Source organism: Planococcus sp. ISL-110, from assembly GCF_018613575.1.
Taxonomy (GTDB): Bacteria; Bacillota; Bacilli; order Bacillales_A; family Planococcaceae; genus Planococcus.
Genome location: NZ_JAGGPX010000021.1, coordinates 15,610 through 39,071 on the forward strand (window position 1 = coordinate 15,610; position 23,462 = coordinate 39,071).

The 23,462-nt window shown below is 45.1% G+C and carries 28 protein-coding genes, 8 tRNA genes and 1 rRNA gene; 33 read left to right on the forward strand and 4 right to left on the reverse strand.

Annotated elements, in window-relative coordinates; genetic code table 11:
* Positions 1 to 19: 19 nt before the first annotated feature.
* The gene (gene copZ, locus J7I83_RS14160; RefSeq protein WP_215101814.1) at positions 20 to 241 is read right to left on the reverse strand and encodes a copper chaperone CopZ; all 222 of its coding nucleotides are present in this window, start codon (positions 239 to 241) and stop codon (positions 20 to 22) included.
* A gap of 15 nt (positions 242 to 256) precedes the next feature.
* Positions 257 to 580: a metal-sensitive transcriptional regulator gene (locus J7I83_RS14165; RefSeq protein ID WP_215101816.1), complete on the reverse strand. Its 324-nt coding sequence runs from the start codon at positions 578 to 580 to the stop codon at positions 257 to 259.
* A 231-nt stretch (positions 581 to 811) separates the two neighbouring features.
* Between J7I83_RS14165 and J7I83_RS14170 the strand changes: the two genes are divergently transcribed.
* Positions 812 to 952, forward strand: coding sequence for an Lmo0850 family protein (locus J7I83_RS14170; RefSeq protein WP_215101818.1), 141 nt, complete (start codon positions 812 to 814; stop codon positions 950 to 952).
* 27 nt (positions 953 to 979) lie between these two features.
* On the opposite strand, the gene J7I83_RS14175 is transcribed toward J7I83_RS14170, so the two are convergent.
* On the reverse strand, positions 980 to 2,161 hold the full coding sequence (locus J7I83_RS14175) for an FtsW/RodA/SpoVE family cell cycle protein (protein ID WP_215101820.1): 1,182 nt from the start codon (positions 2,159 to 2,161) through the stop codon (positions 980 to 982).
* Positions 2,162 to 2,320: 159 nt separating this feature from the next.
* Here J7I83_RS14175 and J7I83_RS14180 point away from each other — a divergent pair, with 159 nt between their 5' ends.
* From J7I83_RS14180 to J7I83_RS14220, 9 genes are all read left to right on the forward strand, one after another.
* Complete coding sequence (locus tag J7I83_RS14180) at positions 2,321 to 3,091, forward strand: hypothetical protein (RefSeq protein WP_215101822.1); 771 nt, start codon at positions 2,321 to 2,323, stop codon at positions 3,089 to 3,091.
* Positions 3,092 to 3,214: 123 nt separating this feature from the next.
* On the forward strand, positions 3,215 to 3,562 hold the full coding sequence (gene sugE, locus J7I83_RS14185; RefSeq protein WP_215101823.1) for a quaternary ammonium compound efflux SMR transporter SugE: 348 nt from the start codon (positions 3,215 to 3,217) through the stop codon (positions 3,560 to 3,562).
* On the forward strand, positions 3,562 to 3,879 hold the full coding sequence (locus J7I83_RS14190) for a DMT family transporter (protein ID WP_215101851.1): 318 nt from the start codon (positions 3,562 to 3,564) through the stop codon (positions 3,877 to 3,879). Before sugE ends, J7I83_RS14190 begins: the two co-directional genes overlap by 1 nt.
* 73 nt (positions 3,880 to 3,952) lie before the next feature.
* Complete coding sequence (locus J7I83_RS14195; protein ID WP_215101824.1) at positions 3,953 to 5,023, forward strand: D-alanine--D-alanine ligase; 1,071 nt, start codon at positions 3,953 to 3,955, stop codon at positions 5,021 to 5,023.
* A 13-nt stretch (positions 5,024 to 5,036) separates the two neighbouring features.
* On the forward strand, positions 5,037 to 6,395 hold the full coding sequence (locus tag J7I83_RS14200) for a UDP-N-acetylmuramoyl-tripeptide--D-alanyl-D-alanine ligase (protein WP_215101825.1): 1,359 nt from the start codon (positions 5,037 to 5,039) through the stop codon (positions 6,393 to 6,395).
* Positions 6,396 to 6,594: 199 nt separating this feature from the next.
* Positions 6,595 to 7,293 carry an alpha/beta hydrolase gene (locus J7I83_RS14205; RefSeq protein WP_215101826.1) on the forward strand — a complete coding sequence of 233 codons (699 nt, stop codon included), beginning with the start codon at positions 6,595 to 6,597 and terminating at the stop codon, positions 7,291 to 7,293.
* Between the two features lie 333 nt (positions 7,294 to 7,626).
* Positions 7,627 to 9,150: a degradosome RNA helicase CshA gene (gene cshA, locus J7I83_RS14210; protein ID WP_215101827.1), complete on the forward strand. Its 1,524-nt coding sequence runs from the start codon at positions 7,627 to 7,629 to the stop codon at positions 9,148 to 9,150.
* Between the two features lie 146 nt (positions 9,151 to 9,296).
* Complete coding sequence (locus J7I83_RS14215; protein ID WP_215101829.1) at positions 9,297 to 9,776, forward strand: PH domain-containing protein; 480 nt, start codon at positions 9,297 to 9,299, stop codon at positions 9,774 to 9,776.
* On the forward strand, positions 9,769 to 11,280 hold the full coding sequence (locus tag J7I83_RS14220) for a PH domain-containing protein (protein WP_215101853.1): 1,512 nt from the start codon (positions 9,769 to 9,771) through the stop codon (positions 11,278 to 11,280). The genes J7I83_RS14215 and J7I83_RS14220 overlap by 8 nt, the downstream gene beginning before the upstream one ends.
* 38 nt (positions 11,281 to 11,318) lie before the next feature.
* Here J7I83_RS14220 and J7I83_RS14225 read toward each other — a convergent pair whose 3' ends face one another.
* The gene (locus J7I83_RS14225; RefSeq protein ID WP_215101831.1) at positions 11,319 to 11,942 is read right to left on the reverse strand and encodes a rhomboid family intramembrane serine protease; all 624 of its coding nucleotides are present in this window, start codon (positions 11,940 to 11,942) and stop codon (positions 11,319 to 11,321) included.
* Positions 11,943 to 12,010: 68 nt separating this feature from the next.
* Between J7I83_RS14225 and acpS the strand changes: the two genes are divergently transcribed.
* From acpS to J7I83_RS14340, 23 genes are all read left to right on the forward strand, one after another.
* Entirely contained in the window at positions 12,011 to 12,364 is a 354-nt protein-coding gene (gene acpS, locus J7I83_RS14230; protein ID WP_215101833.1) for a holo-ACP synthase, read from the forward strand.
* Positions 12,365 to 12,379: 15 nt separating this feature from the next.
* Complete coding sequence (gene alr / locus J7I83_RS14235; RefSeq protein ID WP_215101835.1) at positions 12,380 to 13,537, forward strand: alanine racemase; 1,158 nt, start codon at positions 12,380 to 12,382, stop codon at positions 13,535 to 13,537.
* A 43-nt stretch (positions 13,538 to 13,580) separates the two neighbouring features.
* The gene (locus J7I83_RS14240) at positions 13,581 to 13,865 is read left to right on the forward strand and encodes a transcriptional regulator (RefSeq protein ID WP_142827252.1); all 285 of its coding nucleotides are present in this window, start codon (positions 13,581 to 13,583) and stop codon (positions 13,863 to 13,865) included.
* 4 nt (positions 13,866 to 13,869) lie between these two features.
* Positions 13,870 to 14,220, forward strand: a complete 351-nt coding sequence (locus tag J7I83_RS14245) for a type II toxin-antitoxin system PemK/MazF family toxin (protein ID WP_008432415.1) — start codon at positions 13,870 to 13,872, stop codon at positions 14,218 to 14,220.
* A gap of 168 nt (positions 14,221 to 14,388) precedes the next feature.
* Positions 14,389 to 15,216, forward strand: coding sequence for an RsbT co-antagonist protein RsbRA (locus J7I83_RS14250; protein WP_215101837.1), 828 nt, complete (start codon positions 14,389 to 14,391; stop codon positions 15,214 to 15,216).
* A complete protein-coding gene (locus J7I83_RS14255) occupies positions 15,216 to 15,578 on the forward strand; it encodes an STAS domain-containing protein (protein WP_008432419.1) in 363 nt (120 codons plus the stop codon). The genes J7I83_RS14250 and J7I83_RS14255 overlap by 1 nt, the downstream gene beginning before the upstream one ends.
* 2 nt (positions 15,579 to 15,580) lie before the next feature.
* Positions 15,581 to 15,982, forward strand: a complete 402-nt coding sequence (locus J7I83_RS14260; RefSeq protein WP_215101839.1) for an anti-sigma regulatory factor — start codon at positions 15,581 to 15,583, stop codon at positions 15,980 to 15,982.
* A 12-nt stretch (positions 15,983 to 15,994) separates the two neighbouring features.
* Positions 15,995 to 16,996 carry a PP2C family protein-serine/threonine phosphatase gene (locus J7I83_RS14265; protein WP_215101841.1) on the forward strand — a complete coding sequence of 334 codons (1,002 nt, stop codon included), beginning with the start codon at positions 15,995 to 15,997 and terminating at the stop codon, positions 16,994 to 16,996.
* Positions 16,997 to 17,092: 96 nt separating this feature from the next.
* On the forward strand, positions 17,093 to 17,422 hold the full coding sequence (locus J7I83_RS14270; RefSeq protein WP_215101843.1) for an anti-sigma factor antagonist: 330 nt from the start codon (positions 17,093 to 17,095) through the stop codon (positions 17,420 to 17,422).
* Between the two features lies 1 nt (position 17,423).
* Positions 17,424 to 17,894: an anti-sigma B factor RsbW gene (rsbW, locus tag J7I83_RS14275; RefSeq protein ID WP_215101845.1), complete on the forward strand. Its 471-nt coding sequence runs from the start codon at positions 17,424 to 17,426 to the stop codon at positions 17,892 to 17,894.
* Positions 17,872 to 18,654: an RNA polymerase sigma factor SigB gene (gene sigB, locus J7I83_RS14280; protein WP_146558232.1), complete on the forward strand. Its 783-nt coding sequence runs from the start codon at positions 17,872 to 17,874 to the stop codon at positions 18,652 to 18,654. The genes rsbW and sigB overlap by 23 nt, the downstream gene beginning before the upstream one ends.
* Complete coding sequence (locus tag J7I83_RS14285; protein WP_215101847.1) at positions 18,654 to 19,253, forward strand: PP2C family serine/threonine-protein phosphatase; 600 nt, start codon at positions 18,654 to 18,656, stop codon at positions 19,251 to 19,253. The genes sigB and J7I83_RS14285 overlap by 1 nt, the downstream gene beginning before the upstream one ends.
* A 142-nt stretch (positions 19,254 to 19,395) precedes the next feature.
* Positions 19,396 to 21,561 (forward strand): Tex family protein, encoded by a 2,166-nt coding sequence (locus J7I83_RS14290; protein WP_285228706.1) that lies wholly within the window; start codon positions 19,396 to 19,398, stop codon positions 21,559 to 21,561.
* 24 nt (positions 21,562 to 21,585) lie between these two features.
* Positions 21,586 to 22,038 (forward strand): SprT family protein, encoded by a 453-nt coding sequence (locus J7I83_RS14295; protein ID WP_215101850.1) that lies wholly within the window; start codon positions 21,586 to 21,588, stop codon positions 22,036 to 22,038.
* Positions 22,039 to 22,213: 175 nt separating this feature from the next.
* Positions 22,214 to 22,288, forward strand: a tRNA-Asn gene (locus J7I83_RS14300).
* 5 nt (positions 22,289 to 22,293) lie between these two features.
* A tRNA-Glu gene (locus J7I83_RS14305) sits at positions 22,294 to 22,368 on the forward strand.
* Between the two features lie 176 nt (positions 22,369 to 22,544).
* A tRNA-Met gene (locus J7I83_RS14310) sits at positions 22,545 to 22,621 on the forward strand.
* Between the two features lie 3 nt (positions 22,622 to 22,624).
* A tRNA-Asp gene (locus J7I83_RS14315) sits at positions 22,625 to 22,700 on the forward strand.
* 8 nt (positions 22,701 to 22,708) lie between these two features.
* A tRNA-Gln gene (locus tag J7I83_RS14320) sits at positions 22,709 to 22,783 on the forward strand.
* Positions 22,784 to 22,887: 104 nt separating this feature from the next.
* Positions 22,888 to 22,973: transfer RNA gene (locus J7I83_RS14325), tRNA-Leu, on the forward strand.
* 13 nt (positions 22,974 to 22,986) lie between these two features.
* Positions 22,987 to 23,063, forward strand: a tRNA-Arg gene (locus J7I83_RS14330).
* 23 nt (positions 23,064 to 23,086) lie between these two features.
* Positions 23,087 to 23,160, forward strand: a tRNA-Gly gene (locus J7I83_RS14335).
* A gap of 170 nt (positions 23,161 to 23,330) precedes the next feature.
* Positions 23,331 to 23,462 (forward strand): 16S ribosomal RNA (locus J7I83_RS14340); the annotation flags it as partial.

Below are 23,462 nucleotides of genomic sequence, written 5' to 3' on the forward strand. Positions count from 1 at the left end.
AATAACTGCGCTTCCGCAGTTATTCACTTAATCTGGCAACATCGTATCCTTGATCTTCGATTGCTTCGGCGATTTGGCTTACTTCTACTGCCGAAGCATCATAAGCAACATCGACAAAACCGTTTTCCAGAGAGACCTCCACTTTGTCGACTCCCGGTAAAGCCATGACGCTGTCTTTTACTGAGCTTACACAATGCTGGCATGTCATGCCGCTGACTTGTAGGTTGATTTGTTCTTTCATGAAAATTTCCTCCTTTTATTTACGCATCATTTTTTGGATGGTGATAAGCAATTCGTCCAACACTTCTTCTTCGCCGTTTTCCAGGCGGTCTTTGACGCAGCCCTTCAAATGGCCTTCCAGCAAAACTTTGGTGACACTGTTCAATGCAGACTGAGTGGCCGCAAGCTGCGTGATGATATCATCGCAATAAACGTCCTTATCCACCATGCCTTTAATACCGCGGATCTGACCCTCCACACGATTCAACCGATTGGTCAAATCCCGTTTGACAGAGAAGGGATGGTGGCTTTTTCGGCAAGAGTTATCCAGCGCAAAGGTTTCTTCAATCAATTCGCTCATCTGAAGATCCTCCCATCTGATTTCTGACTATATCATACCTCTGAGGGGTATACAAATCAATCAATTTACATCACATTTGCAATTGTCATCAAAATGATAAGTTTAAAATCCTGAAATGATGGTATTATAAACATAGACACAGAAAAGTCAACAATTTATACCTTGCCCCTGAAACGTGACAAGTTCAAATACGTCCTTGTAAGTAATGAAAAATACAAAGAGGTGATATGGATGGCGAAAAACGTAGATGTTCGCAATATTGTTTCAAATTTATCGAAACTTGGAATCCAAGCGAAAATCACAAAGTCCCGCGTGGAATTAATAAAGGCGATTGCCTTGCCTCAACCAATTCAAGCGCATTCTCAACAATAAAAACTCCGACGCAGGATGTCGGAGTTTTTATTTTTTGCTTTTATCAAACATGTAATTTTTATGATGGAATTTCATGCTGAAGACAATTCCGAGTGCCAGCATGTTCCCGATCAGCGAACTGCCCCCGTAACTGATGAAGGGCAACGGAATTCCGGTGATGGGCAAAAGCTGGATTGTCATGCCGATGTTCTGGAATACGTGAAATGTAATCATTGCGATAATCCCTGCGCATACATAGGTGCTGAATGTATCCTTAAGCTGCAGTGTGATTTTGGTCAAGTGGTAAATCAGCATAAAAAATAAGATGATGACGGCGCTGGCTCCGATAAATCCAAAGTCTTCCGAAATAACAGTGAATATAAAATCCGTATGGTTTTCCGGTACATAGACCTGACGCCCTTGGTAGCCTTTTCCGAACACTTCCCCTGATCCGATGGCGTTCATCGCGGCAATCAGATTGTATCCGCCAGATTCTGCATAGGAGTATGGATCAAGCCACGTATAAATGCGTTCAAACATATAGGGCTTTAAACCGAAGGTGCTGGACAGGAAGCCTTGGGCATTGATAGTCATCCACAGCAGCAAGGTGCCAATGACGGCAACTCCCCCAAAGCTTGGCACGATAATTTTCCAGGAGATTCCAGAAACCACGACAATCGCCAAAGTGATGGCAATAAACACAAGAGCGGTTCCTAAATCAGGCTGCAGCAGGATAAAACCCAGAGGGATGACCAGGCAAAGGGCGATTTTTCCCAGTAAATAAAAATCGGATTTGATGGTTTTCAGCAGGTTTTGTTCATGGTGGGAAGAAATCATTTTGGCGAGTGCCAGTATATAGAAGGTTTTCATGAACTCCGCTGGCTGGACATTGACGAATGGCGTGTGGAACCAGGCCTTGGCGCCATTTACCGGTTCGGCTATCTGTCCTACGCCGTCCGGCGAAATCATTAACAGGACGAGCAGGAAAATACCGAAACCATATAAATAATAAGCCATCTTCTTGTATTGCTCTGGATCAAAATACATCAAAACTCCAATCATTCCGGTAGAAATGATATAAAATAAAGCTTGTCTCGGGACGAAATTCGTTAAATACTGACCGGAAGTCTGGGCAGAGGAAATAGCCACCAGACTGACGATAAAGAACAGAAATAAGATGAAAGCCAGCGACCAATCAATCCGGTCGGTAAAGCTTTTGTTAGTTTGCATGTAATTTCACCTGTACTTTTTATTATTGTGTGTCGGAATATATTATAACGTATATATCTGTAATATGCGCATGACAAAAGTAATGACGCATGCGAAGCAGGTATGTTTCATATTTAGCTCTTTTGGTCGTATAATAGGAAATGGAATGGAGTGGGGGATATGGTAAAAAAACCGTTGAACACGGATGCTTACATACAGCATTTATATATTTACCTGAACGAATCTGATCAGTTTGCCTTATTCAGCGGACTTACCTTTGCCCATTTTTTGGATGCCATGAAATTGCCTAAAAATCTGCTGTTGCTAAAACATCCGTATGAAGATGCATCCTTTAATATGCACACCCATATGGAATTCGCTACACAGGAAGAGTTCGGGCAGTTGCGGAAAGCGCGAGCAAACAAAAAAAGTGAGTTTTGCTGGATTGATTTCAAAAGTGAAAAACAATTAAATTCCCTGACACCTCAGGAACAAGCTGAATTATTGTACATCGGCCATAAAAAAGAACCGGTTAAGACCCCGTTTTATTCGACTCTTCAAAATGAATTTGTGTATTTGTCCAGCGAAGAAGAAGAAACCACAAAAATTTACTTCCGCAAATTAGAACGCCTGAATGAGCTTGTCGGAAATTACTTTACGTACTTAATTCGTCGGGAAGAGAACGGGCAGAATTTCTGGCGCCGCAAATCGAAAGACCTGATTCCGGAATTGCCTGCCGAAATTCTTCAATCCCTCAAAAAGAATTACCGTGAAGGCGTCCTCATCTCATTGGCGGACCCCGAAAAAACCAAAAACACCATCGAATTGCACATTCGCCCAGTAGAGGAGATTGCCTTTCTGGATGAGTTCTGGTCCGATATTGAAGAATATACAAAACAGGGGATTTCACGTAAGATCATTTACGACAGAAAACAAAAAATATGGAAATGATACCTGGAAACGGGTATTATTTTTTTTCAGGCTGGTTTTGCGGAACATCGACAGTGTAAGATCAGTAGCTCAACTCATATAGATGAAAATGAAGCGCGTTTGAAAATGAAAGAAGGAAAACACATGGCTTGGATTTATCTTTTGATTGCGGGAATGACAGAAATTGTTTGGGCGATAGGCTTAAAGTTTGCTGACGGCTTTACAAATCTAACTCCTTCTCTCGTAACTTTAGTTTTTATCGTCATCAGCTTTCTGTTGTTTGCCATCGCGATGAAAACCATTCCGATCGGCACAGCCTATGCGGTTTTTACCGGCATTGGCGCTGCAGGGACAGCTATCCTCGGAATTTGGTTATTCAATGAAAATGCCAGTTTGGTAAAACTGTTGTTTTTAGGTTTGCTGCTGTTCGGCATCATCGGGCTAAAAGTGCTGGATGGCAAGGAAGCGTCCAGTAAGAGAGTGCATTCATGATGGATTGGCTAATTTTAATTGCCGCGGGATTATTTGAAGTGGCTTTTGTCACGACAATGAAATTGTCAGAGGGCTTTAAGGTGAGGTTATATACAGGGTTGACCATTGTGTCCGGTGCGCTCAGCTTCTATCTATTGTCGCTGGCTTTGACGACTATCGCGCTGGGGACAGGGTATGCAGTATGGACTGGCATCGGAGCGGCTGGTAGTGTCCTGGTCGGTATGCTGTTTTTTAATGAAAGCCGGCAGCCGGCGAAATTGTTTTTTCTGTCATGCATTATTGCCGGGGTGGCTGGCTTGAAAATTTTCGGCGGCTGACAGGAAAAAAATATTCGTCACTGAAGGTTCGTGATAAACTAAGCAATATGGATAATGAAATGAGGTTTCTTGGATGAAAAAACGAATTGGTTTATTGTATGGAGGCAAATCGGCAGAACATGAAGTTTCTCTGTCAACAGCCCTTGCAGTTACAAAAGCAATTGATTTTGATGCATACGAAGTGTATCCAATCTATATCACGCATGACGGCGAGTGGAGAAAAGGGATCCGCCTAGAAGAAATGGCAAAAACGATTGAGCAGCTTCAATTGGCTGGGCAGACTTCAAAGTCGAATGACATTTCCGGATTTCTTCCCGCCCAAAGCGATGAAGCGCTGGATGTCATCATTCCTTTATTGCATGGACCAAACGGGGAAGACGGAACCGTGCAGGGCCTGCTTGAAGTTATGAATCTGCCATATGTTGGGAATGGCGTGCTGGCATCGTCGGCAGGCATGGACAAAGTGGTGATGAAGCAATTGTTCGAGCAGGCAGGTTTAGAACAAACCCCTTATGTGTATTTTATAAGAAGAGACTGGGACAAGAGGCGGGACTTCTGGTTGGATAAAATAGAGTCGGAGCTCGCCTGGCCGGTTTTTGTAAAGCCAGCTAATTTAGGGTCGAGCGTTGGCATCAGCAAGGCAGACAATCGTGAAGAATTGATCGCTGCCATTAAAGAGGCTCTGAAATTCGACCGCAAAATCGTCGTTGAACAAGGAGTGGTGGCCCGTGAAATCGAAGTGGGTGTTCTTGGAAATGATGAGCCTGCCTGTTCGGTTGCTGGTGAGATCAAACCATTAAAAGCTTTTTATGACTACCAGGCAAAATACAAAGATGGCAATACTGCAATGATTATTCCTGCTGAGCTGGATAGCGCAGTCTATGAGCAACTGGAAGCGGATGCCAAGAAAGCTTTTAAGATCTTGGATTGCTCTGGACTTGTACGTGCAGACTTTTTTGTGACGGAAGACAACAAAATCCTGATCAATGAAGTCAATACTTTGCCGGGCTTTACACCTTACAGTATGTTCCCGCTGCTTTGGGAACATACAGGGCTGCCATATCCGGAACTGATTGAACGCCTTATCGCTTTAGCGATTGAACGGCACGAAGAAAAACAATTACTGCAAGTTAAAATAGATTGAGTGGAGAAGCCAAATGAAAAAAAAGATTGAGCAAGTAGCCAAATGGCTGGATATCAAAACTAATTTAAAAGGCTTTGACGTTACGGGGGTCTCGATTAACACGAGAACGCTCAAGCCGGGCGATTTGTTCATTCCTTTCCGTGGCGAACAAGTGAATGGGCATAAATATGTCCGTTCAGCCATCGAATTAGGCGCAGTTGCTTCTTTATGGCAGAGCGATGAACCGGGGGCGCCGGAAGATCTGCCTTTGCTTTTCGTGGATGACTGCGAAGTTGCATTGCAGGAGATGGCCCGTGCCTACCGCGACGAACTGTCCACGCTTGTCATTGGAATCACAGGTTCCAACGGCAAGACCTCGACAAAAGATCTCGTGGCAAGCGTCTTAAAGCCTTATTTCAAAGTGCAGAAAACACCGGGCAATTTCAATAATCAGTTGGGTCTGCCTTTAACGATCCTGTCTTTGGAAGAAGATACCAAGGTCGCTGTCCTAGAAATGGGCATGAGCGGCAAAGGACAGATTGAATTTCTGTCTGAGCTGGCGCGTCCTGATTATGCCATCATCACTAATATCGGAGAAGCCCACTTGCAGGATCTTGGATCGCGTGAAGCCATTGCAGAAGCGAAATTTGAAATCACTGCCGGCCTTCAACAGCACGGCAAACTTTTTTATGACGGTGATGAACCGCTGCTGCAGCCATTCATGGAAAATTTTCCGCAGGGCGTTTCTTTTGGATTCGACGACAATAACGAATTGACGGTCACAGACATCAAAGCAACTGAAAACGGTAGCAGCTTTATGGTCAGCGGAATTATTGATGCCGCATTCACCATTCCTGTATTAGGCGAGCATCAGGTGAAAAACACACTGGCAGCCATTTTGATTGCTCTTGAAGCGGGCTTATCGGAGGAACAGATTCGCAAATCCTTGAAGGATGCAGCATTGACCGATATGCGCATGCAGATGATTCAAGCAGAAAACGGTGCCATGTTCATCAATGATGCCTATAATGCTGCGCCTTCATCAATGAATGCGGCTTTGAATTTTATCCGCGAAACAACGATGAAGGACAAGAAATGGGTCGTTCTTGGCGACATGCTGGAACTCGGAGACAACGAGCGAGAATACCACGAAGCTTTAAGCAAATACATTTCCGGCAGTATGGCAGGTGTCTGCCTCTACGGCCCGCGCATGAAGTGGCTATACGACAAGCTGCAGCCTGACTATAGCGGCAAGCTGCTGTGGAGCGAAAATGATTACGGACCGATTATTGACCTGTTGAAAAAGTATACAAACAAAGATTCTGTAGTTTTGGTAAAAGGTTCGCGTGGGATGGCGCTGGAAAACATTATCGAACCCTTCACCCAAGCCTGAATAAAGAAAAGCGCAAGCGCCCGTGTAGATTCGACGGGCATAAGACGCACTGGCGAAGCGGCGCTCTTTGCCGCACAGCCGGAGTGGCTTATGACCCAAGAATTTGGGCGCTGGAGTCTGGACAATAAAGAAAAGCGCAAGCAACTGGTTTGCATATGGCACGAAGCTATACTGTCAGCGGTGAAAAGAGGGAAACGATTTGAAGACCGGCGTTCTTTGTATCCACGGTTTTACAGGAGGTCCGTTTGAAGTAGAACCATTTGCTGATTTTCTAACGGAGCAAACCGATTGGGTTGTGGAAATACCAACACTTCCCGGCCATGGTGAAAAACTGGCTTTAAAGAGCATTTCAGCTGAAAGCTGGATGATGGAAGCAGAGCTGGCAATGAAAAGGCTGAAAAAAAAAGCGGATCGCATCATTATTGTCGGGTTTTCGATGGGCGGCTTGATTGCTATGTATCTGGCCATGCGCTATAAGGTCGATCGATTGGTTCTGTTGAGTGCTGCCGCTAAATATATCAGCCCTGCACAGATTTTTGAGGAAGTTCAGGAAGCGATGCGGGATGTATTATCCGGAAAAATAGCGAAAAATGCATCTTTTCATCTTTACGAATACAAGTTGATGAATACACCTGTCAGCTCTGCTGTTGAATTTCTGCGGGTAGTGAAAATGGTGGAGCCTTATTACGATAAGATTAAAGTCCCTGTTTGTATTGTTCAGGGCGGCAAGGACAGTGTGGTGCCGGCCTCGGCTGCTGAGTTCATTTTTGATCACATCGGTTCGGATGAAAAGCAGATGGTCCATTCAGAAACCGGCAAACATTTGATCTGCTACAGCGATGATTGCGACGATTGGTTTAAGGAAGTTTTTGAGTTTATGAGTAAAGGCGCAGAGTAAACTGATTATTAGAACCTTTGCGTATTGATTGCAAATGGGAAAAAAACGTGTTATTCTTTTGAAAGCAATGGATACATTTTTGAAACACTCTTCCCTGTGAAGAGTATTTTTTTGAGCAAAACGGTTTGTTCTATAGATAGGGTATCAAACACCCGCCGATCAGACCGCTCGGCAAAGCCCGAGCTTTTCCTGTTCACACATCCCCTCTGACTTAAAACTACAGAGTATGATTTTCGACGTGAAACTTCCTCATAAAGGCTCGCCCTTGTCACTATTCATCTAAAATGTACACCATTTGTAAATCAGATGAAGACAAAAGGAGATTGAAAAAATTTGGTAAAATTTTCAGAATTAAATATCAGTGAAACAACTTTAAAGTCCGTAAAACGCATGGGGTTTGAAGAAGCAACACCAATTCAAGAGGGAACAATCCGTCTTGGAATGGAAGGCAAGGACATTATTGGACAAGCGCAAACCGGTACTGGTAAAACAACCGCTTTCGGGATTCCTTTGATTGAAAAAATCGACACTAAAGACGGTAATGTTCAGGGATTAATCATCGCACCAACACGCGAATTGGCAATCCAGGTTTCTGAAGAACTTTACAGATTGGGCCAAGATAAAAATGTGCGCATCCTTTCAGTATACGGCGGCCAAGAAATTAGCCGACAAATCCGTGCACTTAAAAACCGCCCGCAAATTATCGTTGGTACTCCAGGACGTCTATTAGACCATATCAACCGCCGTACTCTTAAATTGGACAATGTAAACACATTAATCCTTGACGAAGCAGACGAAATGTTGAACATGGGCTTTATCGAAGATATTCAAACAATCATGTCAAGTGTTCCTGACACTCGCCAGACATTGTTGTTCTCAGCAACTATGCCGGATGCAATCCGCCGCATTGCAGAGAAATTCATGAAGACTCCTGAAATCGTAAAAATCAAATCAAAAGAAATGACTGTTGAAAACATCGAGCAATTCTATGTTAAAGCAGTAGAACGCGAAAAATTTGACGTTCTTTCACGCCTTTTGAATGTTCAACAGCCTGAGCTTGCAATCATTTTTGGACGCACAAAGCGCCGGGTTGACGAACTAGCTAAAGCTTTGAATATCCGCGGCTATCTTGCTGAAGGAATTCATGGTGACTTAAGCCAAGCTAAACGTATGTCAGTTTTGAAGCAGTTCAAAGCAGGCAAAATCGATATCTTGGTTGCAACAGATGTAGCAGCTCGCGGACTTGACATCTCAGGCGTATCACACGTATACAACTTTGATATTCCTCAAGATCCTGAAAGCTATGTTCACCGTATCGGCCGTACTGGCCGTGCAGGTAAAAAAGGAGTCGCAGTCACGTTTGTAACACCACGTGAAATGAGCTACTTGGCCATCGTTGAAAGAACAACTAAGAAAAAAATGGAAGCATTGGTTCCACCAACTGCTGGCGAGGCTGTACTTGGCCAAAAACGCGTTGCTATGGAACAATTAGTTGAAATGACTGAGAAAAACAATCTTGGCGACTATCGTGAATTTGCGACTCAGATGTTGGAAAAACACGAGGCAGTTGACTTGATTGCAGCGGCTCTTAAAACAATGACAAAAGAACCGGAAGATGTTCCAGTCTCTATTTCCGAAGAACGTCCTTTGCCATCACGCGGAGGCGGCGGTTATAAAGGTAAAGGCGGAAGCGGCGGACGCAGCAGTGGAGGCGGCGGTTATAAAGGCAACCGTTCTTCAGGCTCAAGCCGTCCGGCTAGCAAGGGCGCGAGCTCAGGCGCAACCCGACGCCGTGAAGGCGGAAGCGGAAGCGGTGGCGGACGTCCAGGACGTACGACTCGCCGCAGCGAATCTTAATACCGATTAATTCAAGGACGTATGCCAAGCAGAAAACTGTTTGGGCATACGTCCTTTTTTGCTGCCCGATTTTCAGGTACAATTGAATGAAACGTTCTACTGGCTAAATCGTATAATGAATAGGTACGTGATTGGAGAGAAGAACAATGGACAATCAACCAAAAAACCAAATTTCACGAAAAGGGCTAACCGTTTGGCGTGTATATGGCAGCATGGAAACAGCGGTTATTGCTTTGATTGCAATTGGCGTGGGCGTATTAACGTATTTCTTTGACTGGCCGCAATGGCTCTACGCTGTATATGTGGCGGTGATCCTGTTTTTCGGCTTTCTGTTGATTTACTTGTTTCCCAAAATCCGTTGGCAGCGCTGGCGCTATGAGGTGCGGGAGCAGGAAATCGAATTGCAGCATGGCTTATTCATCGTTACCCGGACACTCGTGCCTATGGTGCGGGTACAGCATGTGGATACGGAACAGGGACCGATTTTGCGGAAATACGACTTAGCGGAAATTTCGATTTCAACAGCCGCAACCACTCATACAATTCCTGCATTAGTTACGTCAGAAGCGGATGAGTTGAGAGCCAGAATTTCCGTATTGGCAAGGGTGGCGGAAGATGATGTATGAAGAACGCTATAAACTGCATCCCGTTTCGGCATTCTTAAATTTCATCAAGGGCCTGAAAGAAATGATTGTGCCATTCATCATTATTTTTGGCGTCAATATATTCAGAGATGGCGGCGTCAGCTCGATGTTCAACCAGGGGTGGCAGGGTTTGATTCCGGTAATGGTGGGAAGTGTCGTTCTGATTTTCCTGCTTGTCGGCGGAATCATCAAATGGAAACGCTTTGTTTATTGGTTTGAAGATGGGGAATTGCGCATTGAATATGGCCTTTTTGTCAAGAAAAAAAGGTATATTCCCTTTGATCGGATCCAAAGCCTGAATTATACTGAAGGCATTTTCCATCGGCCGCTCGGCTTGGTGAAAGTGAAAGTGGAAACAGGAGGTTCCGGAAAAGTGGGGCAGGCGGAAGCCGAGTTGACTGCGATTTCAAGAGAAGATGCAGATCGCATTGAAAATGAAATGGAAAAGGCCAAATACAAGCTTCCGGAAGAAGCCGTTACAGAAATGGGGCCTGTGGAACGCGCAGAAACACCTGCTAAAAAAGAGGCAAGGGTACTTTACCGGATGTCTATGAAGGAATTATTGATTCTTGCCACGACCTCCGGAGGCATTGGGGTAGTGATTTCAGCGGTTGCGCTTTTCCTGTCCCAGTTTTCTGAACTGATTCCGTACGATGCCATTTACGAGGAAGTCATGCTGTTTCTCCGTTTTGGCGCGTTGATTGTGATTTTGACAATCTTTTTTGTCCTGTTGATTGCATGGATCATTTCAGTCATTATGACCATTGTGGCGAATTACCAATTTACCATTCAGCGTGATGAGGACCACATCTATATCACCAGAGGGTTACTGGAGAAAAAGAAAGTTTCGATACCATTGAAACGTGTCCAAGGAATCAAGGTGAGCCAGAATCCGTTGCGTGAGATACTCGGATACGCCACGGTTGTGGTCGAAAGTGCAGGAGGATCGATCGGGGATAAAGACGAAAAAATCCGCCTGTTTCCTTTAGTGAAAAAAGACCGGATGATTCCGATACTGGCCGATTTGTTTCCGGAGCTGGAATGGGCGCCTGAGCTAATCAAGGCTCCAAAGCGCAGTGTTCACTTTTTCTATCGTCTGGATTTGCTTTGGCTGTCACCGGTGTTTGCCGCTGTGGGATATTTTTTCTATCCGTACGGTCTGCTGGCGCTGATTTTTGTCCCGATTGTTGTCGCTGTCGGAATCTGGCAGCATCGGACAACAGGCTACGCGCTGGGTGAAAAGCAATTGACGATGCAATTCAGAGGATTCAGCAAGCACCGTTTCTTCATGTTGAAGAAGCGGGTGCAGGTTGTTCAAGTGACACAAAGCTATTTCCAACGACGCAAAGGGATTGCCTCCATCAGTTCGACAATCAAATCGGGTATGATGGGAGCTACTGCGACCACTCCCCATATGGAAAAAGAAGACGCCAGAAGGATTTTGTCCTGGTATGAACCATCTGGCGCAAAAAAACTGGAAAACTGAAAAAATCATATTTCCCGAAAAAAAAGACAGGCGGAATTTTAATTCCGGCTGTCCTTATTTTTAGCTCGCCAGCTGACAATCCGTTTTGGGTGGAAATAACTGAGTCCGATCAGGAACCCGGTAATCATTCCGGCGATATGGGCTGTAACATTGACGTTTGGCGTCAGGAAAGTCATAACTATACTAATGACGATAATTGGGAGTATAATTTGTTTGAGCTGGGGCAAGGCACGTCCACCGTAATAAACCAATGCGCCAAATGCGCCAAACACTCCGAAGATCGCACCGCTGGCTCCTACATGGGCATAATCGAGCGGCTGTAAGAAGTAGGTAGCTGCTGAAGCAAATAATCCTGCCAGCAGGTAAATCGTGATAAAGCGGACTTTGCCGGTTAAACGTTCCAATTCAGGTCCGAACAGGAACAATGAAAACATATTAAACAGCAAATGCATCAATCCGCCATGGAGAAAAATCGGTGTAAAGAATCGCCACCATTGGCCTTCTGCAATGTAAAAGTTGGAGCCGACACCATAAAAGTAAAGCCATTCACCAAGCAAAGGAAGCCATGTCAGTACATAGACCAGCAGATTAAGGCCAATCAAAGTGGAAACAACCGGATACAGGCGCAGGTATTGCTTAAAGCTTTCTGTTCGAATAAACATTTAGTCACCTCTATTTCATATCTTCAATTATACCTGTTACCTGTTTGCGATTGAAAGGAGAAACATTTATGATTACAGGAATCGGGTTGGATGTCGTTGAATTGTCACGAATCCGACGGTTGGATGCCAAATCACCAAAATTTCGCGAACGTGTTTTAACTGAATACGAGCAAAATGAATATAGCCAATTAACAGCGGCAAGAAAAGTGGAATTTCTGGCAGGCCGCTTTGCGGCAAAAGAAGCGTTTTCCAAAGCCCAAGGCACAGGAATCGGCGCCGCCTGTTCTTTTCAGGATATCGAAATCAGAAAAGATGGCAAGGGTAAGCCCTCTGTTTATTTTCGGCACACAGAAACGGGCCTGGTGTCCATTACGCATTCAAAGGACTTTGCCGCAGCGCAAGTTCTCATACAAACAAATTAACTGGGCGGTGTTACGATGACGGAACAATATCGACCGACAAAAGCGGTCATTGATCTAGGTGCAATCAAAAAGAATTTAACAGCTTTTCAGGAAAGAAGTGGCAATGCTGAGGTAATTGCAGTAGTAAAGGCAGATGCTTATGGACACGGGGTTTTGGAAGTGGCCAAGACGGCCATCGGAAATGGCGTTAGCATGCTGGCGGTCGCAACGCCGGATGAAGCCCTTTTTCTGCGCAATGAAGGCATTGAAACTGAGTTGCTGGTAATGGGTGCAACCCCCTCGAATTTCATTCCGGTTGCACAGCAGCGCAATATCATCGTCACTGCAGTTTCTTTGGACTGGCTGTCAATGGCAGCGGTCTATTTGTCGCCGGAGTTGCATGCATTAAAGATCCACTTGAAAGTGGACACCGGGATGAGGCGCATCGGCATTCAATTGGATGAAGTGGATGAAGCGTTTGGTTTTATCGCTGATCATGATTTTGCCTTCAAGGGCATCTTCACCCATTTTGCGACTGCGGATGAAAAGGATTCCTCGCTATTCCAGGAGCAGGTAAGTGCGATGAATGGTGTCATCGATAAACTGGATGATCCTTCTGTTATGGTCCACGTTTCCAATAGTGCTGCCGCCATCATGCATCCGGAATTGGCCTGGGATGCGGTTCGCGTTGGGATTTCATTGTATGGCATTGCACCCTCCCCATATGTAGGGGAGGAGATGCCCTTTGCATTGCACCCGGCTCTCAGCCTGGAAACGGAAATCATCCATGTGAAAAAAGTAAAAGCAGGGGAAGGGCTGAGCTACGGAGCCACTTACCGTGCCGAACAGGACGAGTGGATTGCGACTTTGCCAATCGGTTATGCGGATGGCATGCTCCGTGGGCTGCAAGGACAGGACGTTTTAGTGAAAGGGCAGCGCGTACCGGTTGTGGGCCGGATTTGCATGGATCAATGCATGATCCGCCTTTCTGAAAAATTGCGGGTCGGAGAAAAAGTGCAATTGATCGGAAGCCAAGGCGGACAGCGGATTTTCATTGATGAATGGGCGCGCAGGCTGGAAACAATCCCTTATGAAATTCCTTGTATTTTAACAAAACGGGTGCCCCGGGTTTACTCAGACAGCACCGAAGTTTCCGATTTGCCTTTTCAGGAACCCGATACAATGTTAAGATGAGAAAGATAAAGGCAGAAGAACGGGATTTTCGGAGGTGTCGGCTGTGTACGAGAAGTCAAAGACAAAAGAAGTGGTTGTAAAATTGCCAAAACAATTTATTTCGGAGTTGACAACTCATTCAGATGAACGTGTTCAAGAAAGTGGAGATTATATTTATGTTTCCACGCATCGGGTGACTAAGAATCTGTACGACTCATATCATATTCGGGAAGCTATGATCAAGGGCTACGTGGAGATGTCACAAATCAATCTATCGATTGCTTGTGAATGTTCTCACGCTGAGTACGAAGCGGAGCACACGACAGTGCGACTCGTAAGCGGAGGGTGACAACTTGATTGTAAAACGCGGGGATGTTTTTTTTGCAGAATTATCACCGGTTGTCGGGTCTGAGCAAGGTGGGACCCGTCCCGTCCTGGTGATTCAAAATGATATAGGTAATCGTTTCAGTCCTACTGTAATCATTGCTGCAATTACAGCGCAGATTCAAAAAGCCAAATTGCCGACTCATGTGGAGATTAATGCCAAAAAATACGGCTTTGAACGTGATTCAGTTATTCTGCTTGAACAATTGCGGACCATTGATAAGTCTCGACTGACCGATAAAATCACCCAACTTGATGACACGTTGATGGAAAAAGTAGACGAGGCATTGGAGATCAGTGTCGGCCTTGTAAAATTTTAAGCATACATACTCCTTAAAAGACACCTTGAGAATTTTTCTCGAGGTGTCTTTTTACAGGAAATGGACGCACCTAGAAAAAAGATGTGAAAAAAACGAATTTCCGATACAATAAAGGGTAACAGATAAAATTTGAGATACATAGTGTCACAGGGAGGGTTTTTAATCAGTATGAATAAACAGATGGCTCAATATATACAGGGCAACTTAACCGAAATCATTTCACAATGGCAAGGGAAAATGAAGAGCGAGGAAAATGAACGTTCTTTTCAGACGATGCCTGAAGAATTGATGAATCAAACTAGCCATGAGTTTGCGGAGCTGATGATTTCCAACTTACTTGAAAGCCATCAAGCGTATAAAAACCGATTAAACGAGTTTGCAGAAAAGGTGGTTCGCATTGGATGGTCCATTACATTTGTGACAAAAGCAATCACCCATTTCGCTGAAATTATTTATGAAAATATGACCAATGAAAAAATTATCCATGAGGGCAATATTGCTGCTTATGTAAAAGAATTCAGCAACTGGATCACGCCGATTAGCGAGAACACAATTGAGGCGTACTCCAAAACATGGGAACGTACGGTCAGCCTGCAAAAGATTGCCCTGCAGGAACTTTCGGCTTCGCTTATTCCTGTTTTTGAGAAAGTATCAGTCATGCCGTTAGTCGGAACAATCGATACAGAGCGGGCGAAATTGATTATGGAAAATCTGCTGGAAGGTGTCGTGAAGCATCGAGCGGAAGTCGTGTTGCTCGATATTACCGGTGTTCCTGTAGTGGATACAATGGTCGCTCATCACATTATCCAGGCCGCGGATGCTGTCCGCCTGGTAGGAGCAAAATGTATGCTTGTCGGAATTCGTCCTGAAATTGCTCAGACGATTGTCACGCTTGGCATCAACTTGAACGACTTTACGACAACAAGCACTTTGCAGCGGGGCGTGGAACAGGCGCTGGCTTGGACAAACCGAAAAATTGTGGAGGTTGAAGACTAATGAATTTTAGAATTCCTATTTTAAAGTTAAGAGATACATTAATTGTTTCGATCCAGTGGGAGCTTGATGATCAGACAGCTCTTCAATTTCAAGAGGATTTATTGACAAAGCTGCATGAAACAAGTGCACGCGGCGTCGTGATCGATTTGACATCCATTGATTTCATCGACTCATTTATCGCGAAAGTTCTGGGGGACGTCATCAGCATGTCAAGCCTGATGGGGGCCAGAGTAGTTATTACTGGTATCCAACCAGCAGTTGCTATCACTTTGATCGAGTTAGGAATTCGACTTGAAGATGTTATGACAGCATTGGATTTAGAAAATGGTTTGGATAAACTTCAATTGGAATTGGAGGCTTAAAAATGAGCGACCAGTCCTCGGTGGAAATTTTGACAGAATGGGATATTGTTGCTGCAAGACAGCTCGGACGCAATGTTGCAAAAGAGCTTGGCTTTGGAACAGTTGACCAGGCCCGCATTACAACGGCCATCAGCGAGCTTGCTCGCAATATTTACCTATATGCCGGAAAAGGCAGAATTGAAATTCAGCAATTGACTGAAAATGGTCTCAAGGGTATTTTGATCATCGCTGCAGACAACGGTCCCGGAATTCCTGATATCCGCAAAGTGATGGAAGACGGCTTTACGACTTCCGGTGGATTAGGGGCGGGACTGCCTGGTGTCAAACGGTTAATGGACGATTTCAAAATCGAAACAATTTTAGGCGAAGGTACGGATATAAGAGCTACCAAGTGGCTTCGTTAGGGGGAACGCCTAATGTCTCAAGAGATTGAGGTTCAATACAAAGAAATTCTAAATGAATACACAAAAAAGCAGACGGAGCAAAATTTATACGTCGGCCAAAATTTCAGCCGCCAGCTTATTCTGGAGAACATTGCGCCCGAAGAAGTCATCAGCATGCATAAGGCGGCAATTCAAGAACTTTATAGTGAATTGCCGGATGTTGTGTGGCATTCTTTTGATTTTTTGATTGAAATGATGATCAATTACGGGTTGGCACTTCAGGAACGGCAAAGCCTCTTGAAACAGCAGGAAGAACTGAAAGTAGAAATGGATCTTGCCGCAAATGTGCAGGAGACGCTGTTGAAAACCAAGTTGCCTATACTGGAAGGTTTGGACATCGGCCTTCTTTCTATTCCTGCGCGAAAAATGAATGGAGATTATATTTATTTTGTCAGTGATCACGACGGCTATGCTGGAGTAGCGGTAGCTGACGTAATCGGCAAAGGCCTTCCGGCTGCCCTTTGCATGTCCATGATCAAGTTCGGAATGGATAGCTTAAACAGTTCGCATGCACTGCCAAAAGATGTATTGGGCATCATCAACCGGATTGTCGAAAAAAGTGTCGATGATTCGATGTTCGTTTCTATGTTCTACAGCAATTACGATGCCAAACAAGCTCGCTTGACCTATGGATCTGCAGGGCATGAACCAGCTATCCTGTATCGTGCCAAAGACCAGCAATTCAGCGAGTTGTTTGCGAAAGGGTTGCTGCTCGGCGTCTCTCCGGCGGCAGTCTATGAAGAGCATACGGTGGATTTGGAAAAAGGCGATCTGGTGATCATGATGACGGATGGCGTGACGGAAGGCCGGAACGATGAAGGCTTTATTGAACGCGAAGTTATCTATGAATTGATTGAACGGAAAAAGGACGAGCCTGCACAAACTATTGTGCAATATGTCTACGATGAGCTTGAACGTATGCAAAGTGCACAGTTTCAAGATGATTTTACGCTGGTGATCTATAAAAAAGTGTAAGGCAAGGTTTAAATGTGGGTGAATTGTGGTATTAATGCTTAGAACAGCTTTTTTAAAAGCGGGATTGAATTTTAAAAAACGGGGTGTCGAATCACAATGAATATTCAAGTGGACTTAACTGAGTCGAACAATGTCCTGGAGGGCTTTGTCCGCGGGGAAATCGATGCGCATACTGCACCGGTCCTACGGGAAAAATTAGAAACTTATCAGAATCACCAAGGATTAAAAGCAGAGTTGGATCTTTCCGACGTTAATTATATGGATAGTACAGGATTGGGAGTTTTCGTAGCTTTTTATAAATCGGTCAATGCAAATGGTGGCCACGTAAAGTTAAAAGGACTCTCTGCACGATTAAAACGGCTTTTCGATATTACAGGTTTAGGCGATATTATGGATATTGAATCTGTCGGAAAGGGTGGTAACTGATATGCGTCCTTTCGATTATGTAGAAATGAGAGTTCCTGCTAAATCCCAATACGTTGGCGTTGCAAGACTCACCATTTCGGGTTTGGCCAGTCGTATCGGTTTTTCGTTTGATGATATAGAGGATTTGAAAATCGCTGCAAGTGAAGCTGTGACAAATGCAGTTCAGCATGCTTATACAGAAGGCGAAGAAGGCGAAGTTGTCATTGGCTGCGCATTGTATGCAGACAAGATCGAGATTATGGTAGCGGATCATGGCCAAAGCTTCAATTTTGAAGAAACCAAGGCAAAAGTGGGTCCCTATCACGATCAAGAAGAAGGTGCTTTTCTTCGTGAAGGAGGTCTCGGCTTGTATTTGATTGAAACATTAATGGATGAAGTCAAAGTTCATCATCAAGAAGGAGTAACAATCTTCATGACAAAGCATGTTGAAGGAGAGCAGGTGGAGAAGGATGTCGAAACAGTCTCATCCTAATCAGCCTACTAAAGAGCAGGTGCTTGAGTGGATTGAAGCTTATCAAAAGACAGAAGATGAAGAAGCCCAGACAAATTTGGTGTTGAATTACAAACGTCTTGTTGAATCCATTGCGAGAAAATATTCTAATGGTAAATCTTACCATGAAGATATTGCGCAAGTGGGCATGCTTGGGCTTTTAGGAGCTATCAGACGTTACGACCCTTCATATGGCCGTAGCTTTGAAGCTTTTGCTGTGCCTACGATTATCGGCGAAATTAAACGTTTTTTGCGGGATAAGACATGGGCAATCCATGTCCCGCGGCGCATAAAAGAATTGGGCCCCCGTATCAAAGCGACGGTTGAGGTGCTGACAACAGAGCTTCAGCGTTCGCCGCAAGTATGGGAAATTGCCGAGTATCTGGATGTTGAAGAAGACGACGTACTGGAAGCAATGGAAATGGGCAAAAGCTATCAGGCACTTTCAATGGACCACTCTTTGGAGGCGGATTCAGACGGAAGCACAGTCACATTGTTTGACGTGGTAGGCCAGGAAGACGATGGGTATGAGAAAGCGGATCAGCGGATGCTTGTAGCTGAAGCGATGAATGTGCTTTCTGAACGGGAAAAGCAGATCATCCAATTCACTTACATAGAGCAGCTGAGCCAAAAAGAAGCCGGAGACAAACTCGGTATTTCTCAGATGCACGTTTCCCGTTTGCAAAGAAAAGCCATTAAAAAACTTCAGGAAGCTATATTAGCAGCCGGTGGGGTTTCATAGTGGAGAAAATTCAGCATAACTTTATAGATGCTTTTATTTTTAATGAAGCAAAAAAAGGGAATTTTGAATCCGGAGACAGCTATCATACTGTGTTGACGGAAGATTATTTCATTTGCTCCGTAGCCGATGGATTGGGAAGTGGTCCTGTGGCGCGTGAATCGTCTCAGGTCATTCCTCAAATTTTACGAGAATACCACCATGAAACAATCGATCAATTAATGTATCGCTTTAATGAGCTGATGCTCCAAAAGCGTGGAGCTGCCGTAGCCATCTTTAAAGTTGATTTCAATCAGAAAACACTTGAATACAGCTGCGTCGGCAATATCCGGTTTTATCTGTACCGCAAAGCGACAGATGAAATCATCTATCCGTTGCCGGTAATGGGGTATTTGTCAGGGCGTCCGCAAAAATTGCGCACCCAGCTCTACACATATGTGGAAGATGATTTGTTCCTCATTCATTCCGATGGAGTGGATTTAAGAAATCCTAAAGCCATGATGCGAAAAGCTGCTGTACCTGAACAACTGTATCGCGATATTCTGGCTTCCATCCAAACGGGTGATGATGCCACGTTCATAGCAGGAAGCCTTCTCAAATGAGATGGCTTCTTTTTTTTGGAGAAGCACTGTGCGTAAACTCTTCAGTTCAGTTGATTTTTGGCTGGCTTGGTTGCTTGGCTCTGGCGCGCGTCGCCTTTTTCTAATGTGTTAAAATAAAAAGGAACTGAAGGGGAGTGTCCAGATGGAAATGCAACAAATTCATACATTGATCGCAAAAGAAGCTGGCGTGCGGAACAACCAAGTCGCGCAAGTCATCGCATTGATTGAAGATGGCAACACCGTGCCGTTTATCGCGCGTTACCGTAAAGAAGCAACCGGATCTTTGGATGAAGTCCAGATCAAAGCGATCGATGACCGGTATACATACATTCAGAACTTAGAGCAACGGAAAATAGATGTCATCCGTTCCATAACGGAACAGGAAAAGCTGACAGATGAACTGGAAAAGGCGATCTACAAAGCTACCGTCCTGCAGCGTGTCGAAGATTTATATCGGCCGTACAAGCAGAAGCGCCGGACCAAAGCAACCATCGCGAAAGAAAAAGGTCTGCAGCCGCTGGCGGATTGGCTGATGGAGCCCGGCGATGTAAAACTGATGGATAAAGCGCAGGCATTCATAAATGAAGAAGCAGGTGTTGCATCAGTTGAAGAAGCAATCCAAGGAGCGCAGGATATCTTGGCGGAATTATTTGCTGATGATCCGGACATCCGAGAAAAAATCCGCTACATGACACGGAAAGACGGAACCATCGCTACCGTCGCTAAAAAAAATCATGAAGATGAAAAACAGGTTTTTCAAATGTATTACGAATACGAAGAAGCCATTCAGAAAATCGTGCCGCACCGGATTTTGGCCATTAACCGCGGAGAAAAAGAAGATGTCCTGAAAGTATCCATCAATTCACCGGCCGATCGCATCGTCACCTTGATGAAAAACAAGTGGATGAAACAGACGCGTTCCACAGGCGAAGTGGTAGCTGCAGCAATTGAAGACAGCTATAAGCGGCTGATCCAACCATCAGTTGAACGGGAGATCCGGACTGAACTGAGTGAAAAAGGTGAAACTCAAGCCATTCATATCTTCTCGGAAAACCTGCGTAATCTTCTATTGCAGCCGCCGATGAAAAACAAAATGGTATTAGGGGTCGACCCGGCTTACCGGACAGGCTGCAAGTTGGCAGTCATCGATGAGACAGGCAAACTGCTGGAAGTCGCGGTCATTTATCCGCATCCACCTAAATCAGATCAGGCCGGTTCAAAGAAAATCATGGAGCGGTTAACAGCCAAATATCCGATTGAAATTATGGCGATTGGAAATGGAACTGCATCACGCGAGACAGAGCAGTTTGTTGCAGACTTCCTGTCGGAAACTTCGGCAGACATTTCGTATGTCATTGTCAATGAAGCAGGTGCGAGTGTTTATTCGGCATCCGATATTGCACGTGCGGAATTCCCAGACTTGAAAGTTGAAGAGCGGAGTGCCGCATCGATTGCGCGCCGCCTGCAGGATCCGTTGTCTGAACTGGTGAAAATCGATCCAAAAGCGGTAGGCGTCGGACAATATCAGCATGATGTCTCCCAGAAAAAGCTGGCGGATCAACTGACCTTTGTTGTCGAGACGGCAGTCAACCAGGTCGGCGTCAACGTCAATTCGGCATCCTCTTCTTTATTGCAATACGTGGCAGGCTTAAGCAAAACAGTAGCAGAAAACGTCATCAAGGTCCGGGATGAAAATGGCCGCTTTACTTCGCGTGTCCAGCTGAAAAAGATTCCGCGTTTAGGAGCGAAAACCTATGAACAGGCGATCGGGTTCCTGCGGATTCCCGAAGGCAAAAATCCATTGGACGCAACCGGCATCCATCCGGAGAGCTATGACATCGCGGAGAAGTTATTAAAGCTGGTGGGCGAAGACAAGAAATCTGTCGGGAAAGCAGTTGTCTCAGAAAAACTCGAGGCGCTCGAATTGGCAGAGCTTAGCGCGCAATGGGGCGTTGGGGAAATTACGTTGAAAGATATCTTGGAGGCGCTGACGAAACCGTTCCGCGACCCGCGTGATGAATTTCCACAGCCTTTATTGAAAAACGATATTCTGAAAATGGAAGATCTGCTGCCGGGTATGGAAGTGCAAGGGACCGTCCGCAACGTAGTCGACTTTGGCGCATTCGTTGATATCGGCGTGAAACAGGATGGCCTGGTGCATATCTCGAAATTGAAAAAGGGCTTTGTAAAGCATCCGCTGGAAGTGGTGGCGGTTGGCGACATCGTGACAGCATGGGTGGAAAAAGTGGAGAAAGAAAAAGGGCGCATTGCCTTGACGATGCTTCAACCGAAAGAGCAGACCCTTTAACATTTTGAACATAGGGGAGTTAATATGACGAACGAAGAACTGACTGGACTGATCAAGGAAATTTCACTGGCGAGCTTTCATAAGCCATTCCGGCATGATGGTGTTTTCAATTCCAGGCTGCGTACTACGGGAGGCAGATACCTGCTGCGCTCCCACAATATTGAAATCAATCCAAGTTCCTATGAGAAGTTTGGTTATGCCGAACTTGAAGGCATCATCAAACATGAATTATGCCATTACCATCTTCACATAGAAGGAAGAGGCTACAAGCATCGCGATCAGGATTTTAGGAGACTGCTGAAGGAAACAGGTTCGCCGCGTTTTTGTTCCATGCTGGAAAACAAAACAACGCAGCGCTTGGCTAAGTCGTATGTCTATCAATGCGTAGCATGCAAAATGAATTACACGCGCAAGATCCGGATGAACACAGAGCGTTACAGATGCGGCCGCTGCTCAGGAAAACTAGCAGCGCAATAATACTTTTCAGGGAAGAGAGGCTGTCCAGCTTTGGGCAGTTTCTTTTTTTGGAATTGCTATTCACTACTATAGATTCAGCAAAGAAAAACAAATAAGAAATATTAATGAGAAAGGTATTGACGATTCCCTTATAGCTCTTTATAATAGAAAAAGTCGACAAGTACTTAAACATTATTCCGAAGTAGCTCAGTGGTAGAGCACCGCACTGTTAATGCGATGGTCGTAGGTTCGAGTCCTACCTTCGGAGCCATTCACGGCCCCTTGGTCAAGCGGTTAAGACACCGCCCTTTCACGGCGGTAACACGGGTTCGAATCCCGTAGGGGTCACCATCTTGTTAAACATCAATTAATCTGAAAAGTTATATTTGGATAACTTCTGTGTTACACTAATACATGAGTTAAACAAGCAGAAGCGAAACAGGTTAGTGCTTTTGCTGAAGTTGCAGAGCAGAGTTGGTGCCGACGCAGCTAAAGCTGGTATAAGAAAAAAACATCTATATTATTGTCGCGGGGTGGAGCAGTTCGGTAGCTCGTTGGGCTCATAACCCAAAGGTCGCAGGTTCAAATCCTGCCCCCGCAACCAAATGGTCCCGTGGTGTAGCGGTTAACATGCCTGCCTGTCACGCAGGAGATCGCCGGTTCGATCCCGGTCGGGACCGCCATTTTTTATTGGGGTATAGCCAAGCGGTAAGGCAACGGGTTTTGATCCCGTCATGCCCTGGTTCGAATCCAGGTACCCCAGCCATTATTAATTGGAACGCAACGACGACGAATTAGAAATTCTGTTTTCTCATTGACATTGAAATGGTAATGCAGTATAATAGAACTTGTCCTTAAAATTAATTCAATGCGGTCGTGGCGGAATGGCAGACGCGCTAGGTTGAGGGCCTAGTGGGAGAAATCCCGTGGAAGTTCGACTCTTCTCGGCCGCACCAATATCTCTCGAATGCGCCCGTAGCTCAATTGGATAGAGTACTTGACTACGAATCAAGCGGTTAGAGGTTCGAGTCCTCTCGGGCGCACCATGTTTTTCTTCTATATAATATATGCGGGTGTAGTTTAGTGGTAAAACCTCAGCCTTCCAAGCTGATGATGGGGGTTCGATTCCCCCCACCCGCTCCAATATTTTAAAACTGAACCTTGAAAACTGAACAGCAAAACGTCAACAAACAGCAACGGCCGTTGAACGCGGCCCGCGCACAACTTACTGATCAGCGTTATGCAGATCAAAGCGAATCGCGCGTCTTCGGACGGCGATACGCCAGCAAGTTAAGAGCAGTCAAATGTTCTCTATAATGGAGAGTTTGATCCTGGCTCAGGACGAACGCTGGCGGCGTGCCTAATACATGCAAGTCGAGCGGAACCATTGGAGCTTGCTCCTTTGGTTTAGCGGCGGACGGGTGAGTAACACGTGGGCAACCTGC

Excerpts from the sequence above, each read along its gene's own strand:
- sugE (WP_215101823.1), top strand. The coding sequence starts at position 3,215 with ATGGCTTGGATTTATCTTTTGATTGCGGGAATGACAGAAATTGTTTGG.
- alr (WP_215101835.1), top strand. The coding sequence starts at position 12,380 with ATGACGGAACAATATCGACCGACAAAAGCGGTCATTGATCTAGGTGCA.
- J7I83_RS14225 (WP_215101831.1), bottom strand. The coding sequence starts at position 11,942 with ATGTTTATTCGAACAGAAAGCTTTAAGCAATACCTGCGCCTGTATCCG.
- J7I83_RS14250 (WP_215101837.1), top strand. The coding sequence starts at position 14,389 with ATGAATAAACAGATGGCTCAATATATACAGGGCAACTTAACCGAAATC.
- J7I83_RS14260 (WP_215101839.1), top strand. The coding sequence starts at position 15,581 with ATGAGCGACCAGTCCTCGGTGGAAATTTTGACAGAATGGGATATTGTT.
- sigB (WP_146558232.1), top strand. The coding sequence starts at position 17,872 with ATGTCGAAACAGTCTCATCCTAATCAGCCTACTAAAGAGCAGGTGCTT.
- J7I83_RS14290 (WP_285228706.1), top strand. The coding sequence starts at position 19,396 with ATGGAAATGCAACAAATTCATACATTGATCGCAAAAGAAGCTGGCGTG.
- J7I83_RS14190 (WP_215101851.1), top strand. The coding sequence starts at position 3,562 with ATGGATTGGCTAATTTTAATTGCCGCGGGATTATTTGAAGTGGCTTTT.
- J7I83_RS14200 (WP_215101825.1), top strand. The coding sequence starts at position 5,037 with ATGAAAAAAAAGATTGAGCAAGTAGCCAAATGGCTGGATATCAAAACT.
- J7I83_RS14175 (WP_215101820.1), bottom strand. The coding sequence starts at position 2,161 with ATGCAAACTAACAAAAGCTTTACCGACCGGATTGATTGGTCGCTGGCT.
- J7I83_RS14220 (WP_215101853.1), top strand. The coding sequence starts at position 9,769 with ATGTATGAAGAACGCTATAAACTGCATCCCGTTTCGGCATTCTTAAAT.
- J7I83_RS14195 (WP_215101824.1), top strand. The coding sequence starts at position 3,953 with ATGAAAAAACGAATTGGTTTATTGTATGGAGGCAAATCGGCAGAACAT.
- J7I83_RS14255 (WP_008432419.1), top strand. The coding sequence starts at position 15,216 with ATGAATTTTAGAATTCCTATTTTAAAGTTAAGAGATACATTAATTGTT.
- J7I83_RS14180 (WP_215101822.1), top strand. The coding sequence starts at position 2,321 with ATGGTAAAAAAACCGTTGAACACGGATGCTTACATACAGCATTTATAT.
- J7I83_RS14295 (WP_215101850.1), top strand. The coding sequence starts at position 21,586 with ATGACGAACGAAGAACTGACTGGACTGATCAAGGAAATTTCACTGGCG.
- J7I83_RS14170 (WP_215101818.1), top strand. The coding sequence starts at position 812 with ATGGCGAAAAACGTAGATGTTCGCAATATTGTTTCAAATTTATCGAAA.
- copZ (WP_215101814.1), bottom strand. The coding sequence starts at position 241 with ATGAAAGAACAAATCAACCTACAAGTCAGCGGCATGACATGCCAGCAT.
- J7I83_RS14215 (WP_215101829.1), top strand. The coding sequence starts at position 9,297 with ATGGACAATCAACCAAAAAACCAAATTTCACGAAAAGGGCTAACCGTT.
- J7I83_RS14270 (WP_215101843.1), top strand. The coding sequence starts at position 17,093 with ATGAATATTCAAGTGGACTTAACTGAGTCGAACAATGTCCTGGAGGGC.
- acpS (WP_215101833.1), top strand. The coding sequence starts at position 12,011 with ATGATTACAGGAATCGGGTTGGATGTCGTTGAATTGTCACGAATCCGA.
- J7I83_RS14165 (WP_215101816.1), bottom strand. The coding sequence starts at position 580 with ATGAGCGAATTGATTGAAGAAACCTTTGCGCTGGATAACTCTTGCCGA.
- J7I83_RS14265 (WP_215101841.1), top strand. The coding sequence starts at position 15,995 with ATGTCTCAAGAGATTGAGGTTCAATACAAAGAAATTCTAAATGAATAC.
- rsbW (WP_215101845.1), top strand. The coding sequence starts at position 17,424 with ATGCGTCCTTTCGATTATGTAGAAATGAGAGTTCCTGCTAAATCCCAA.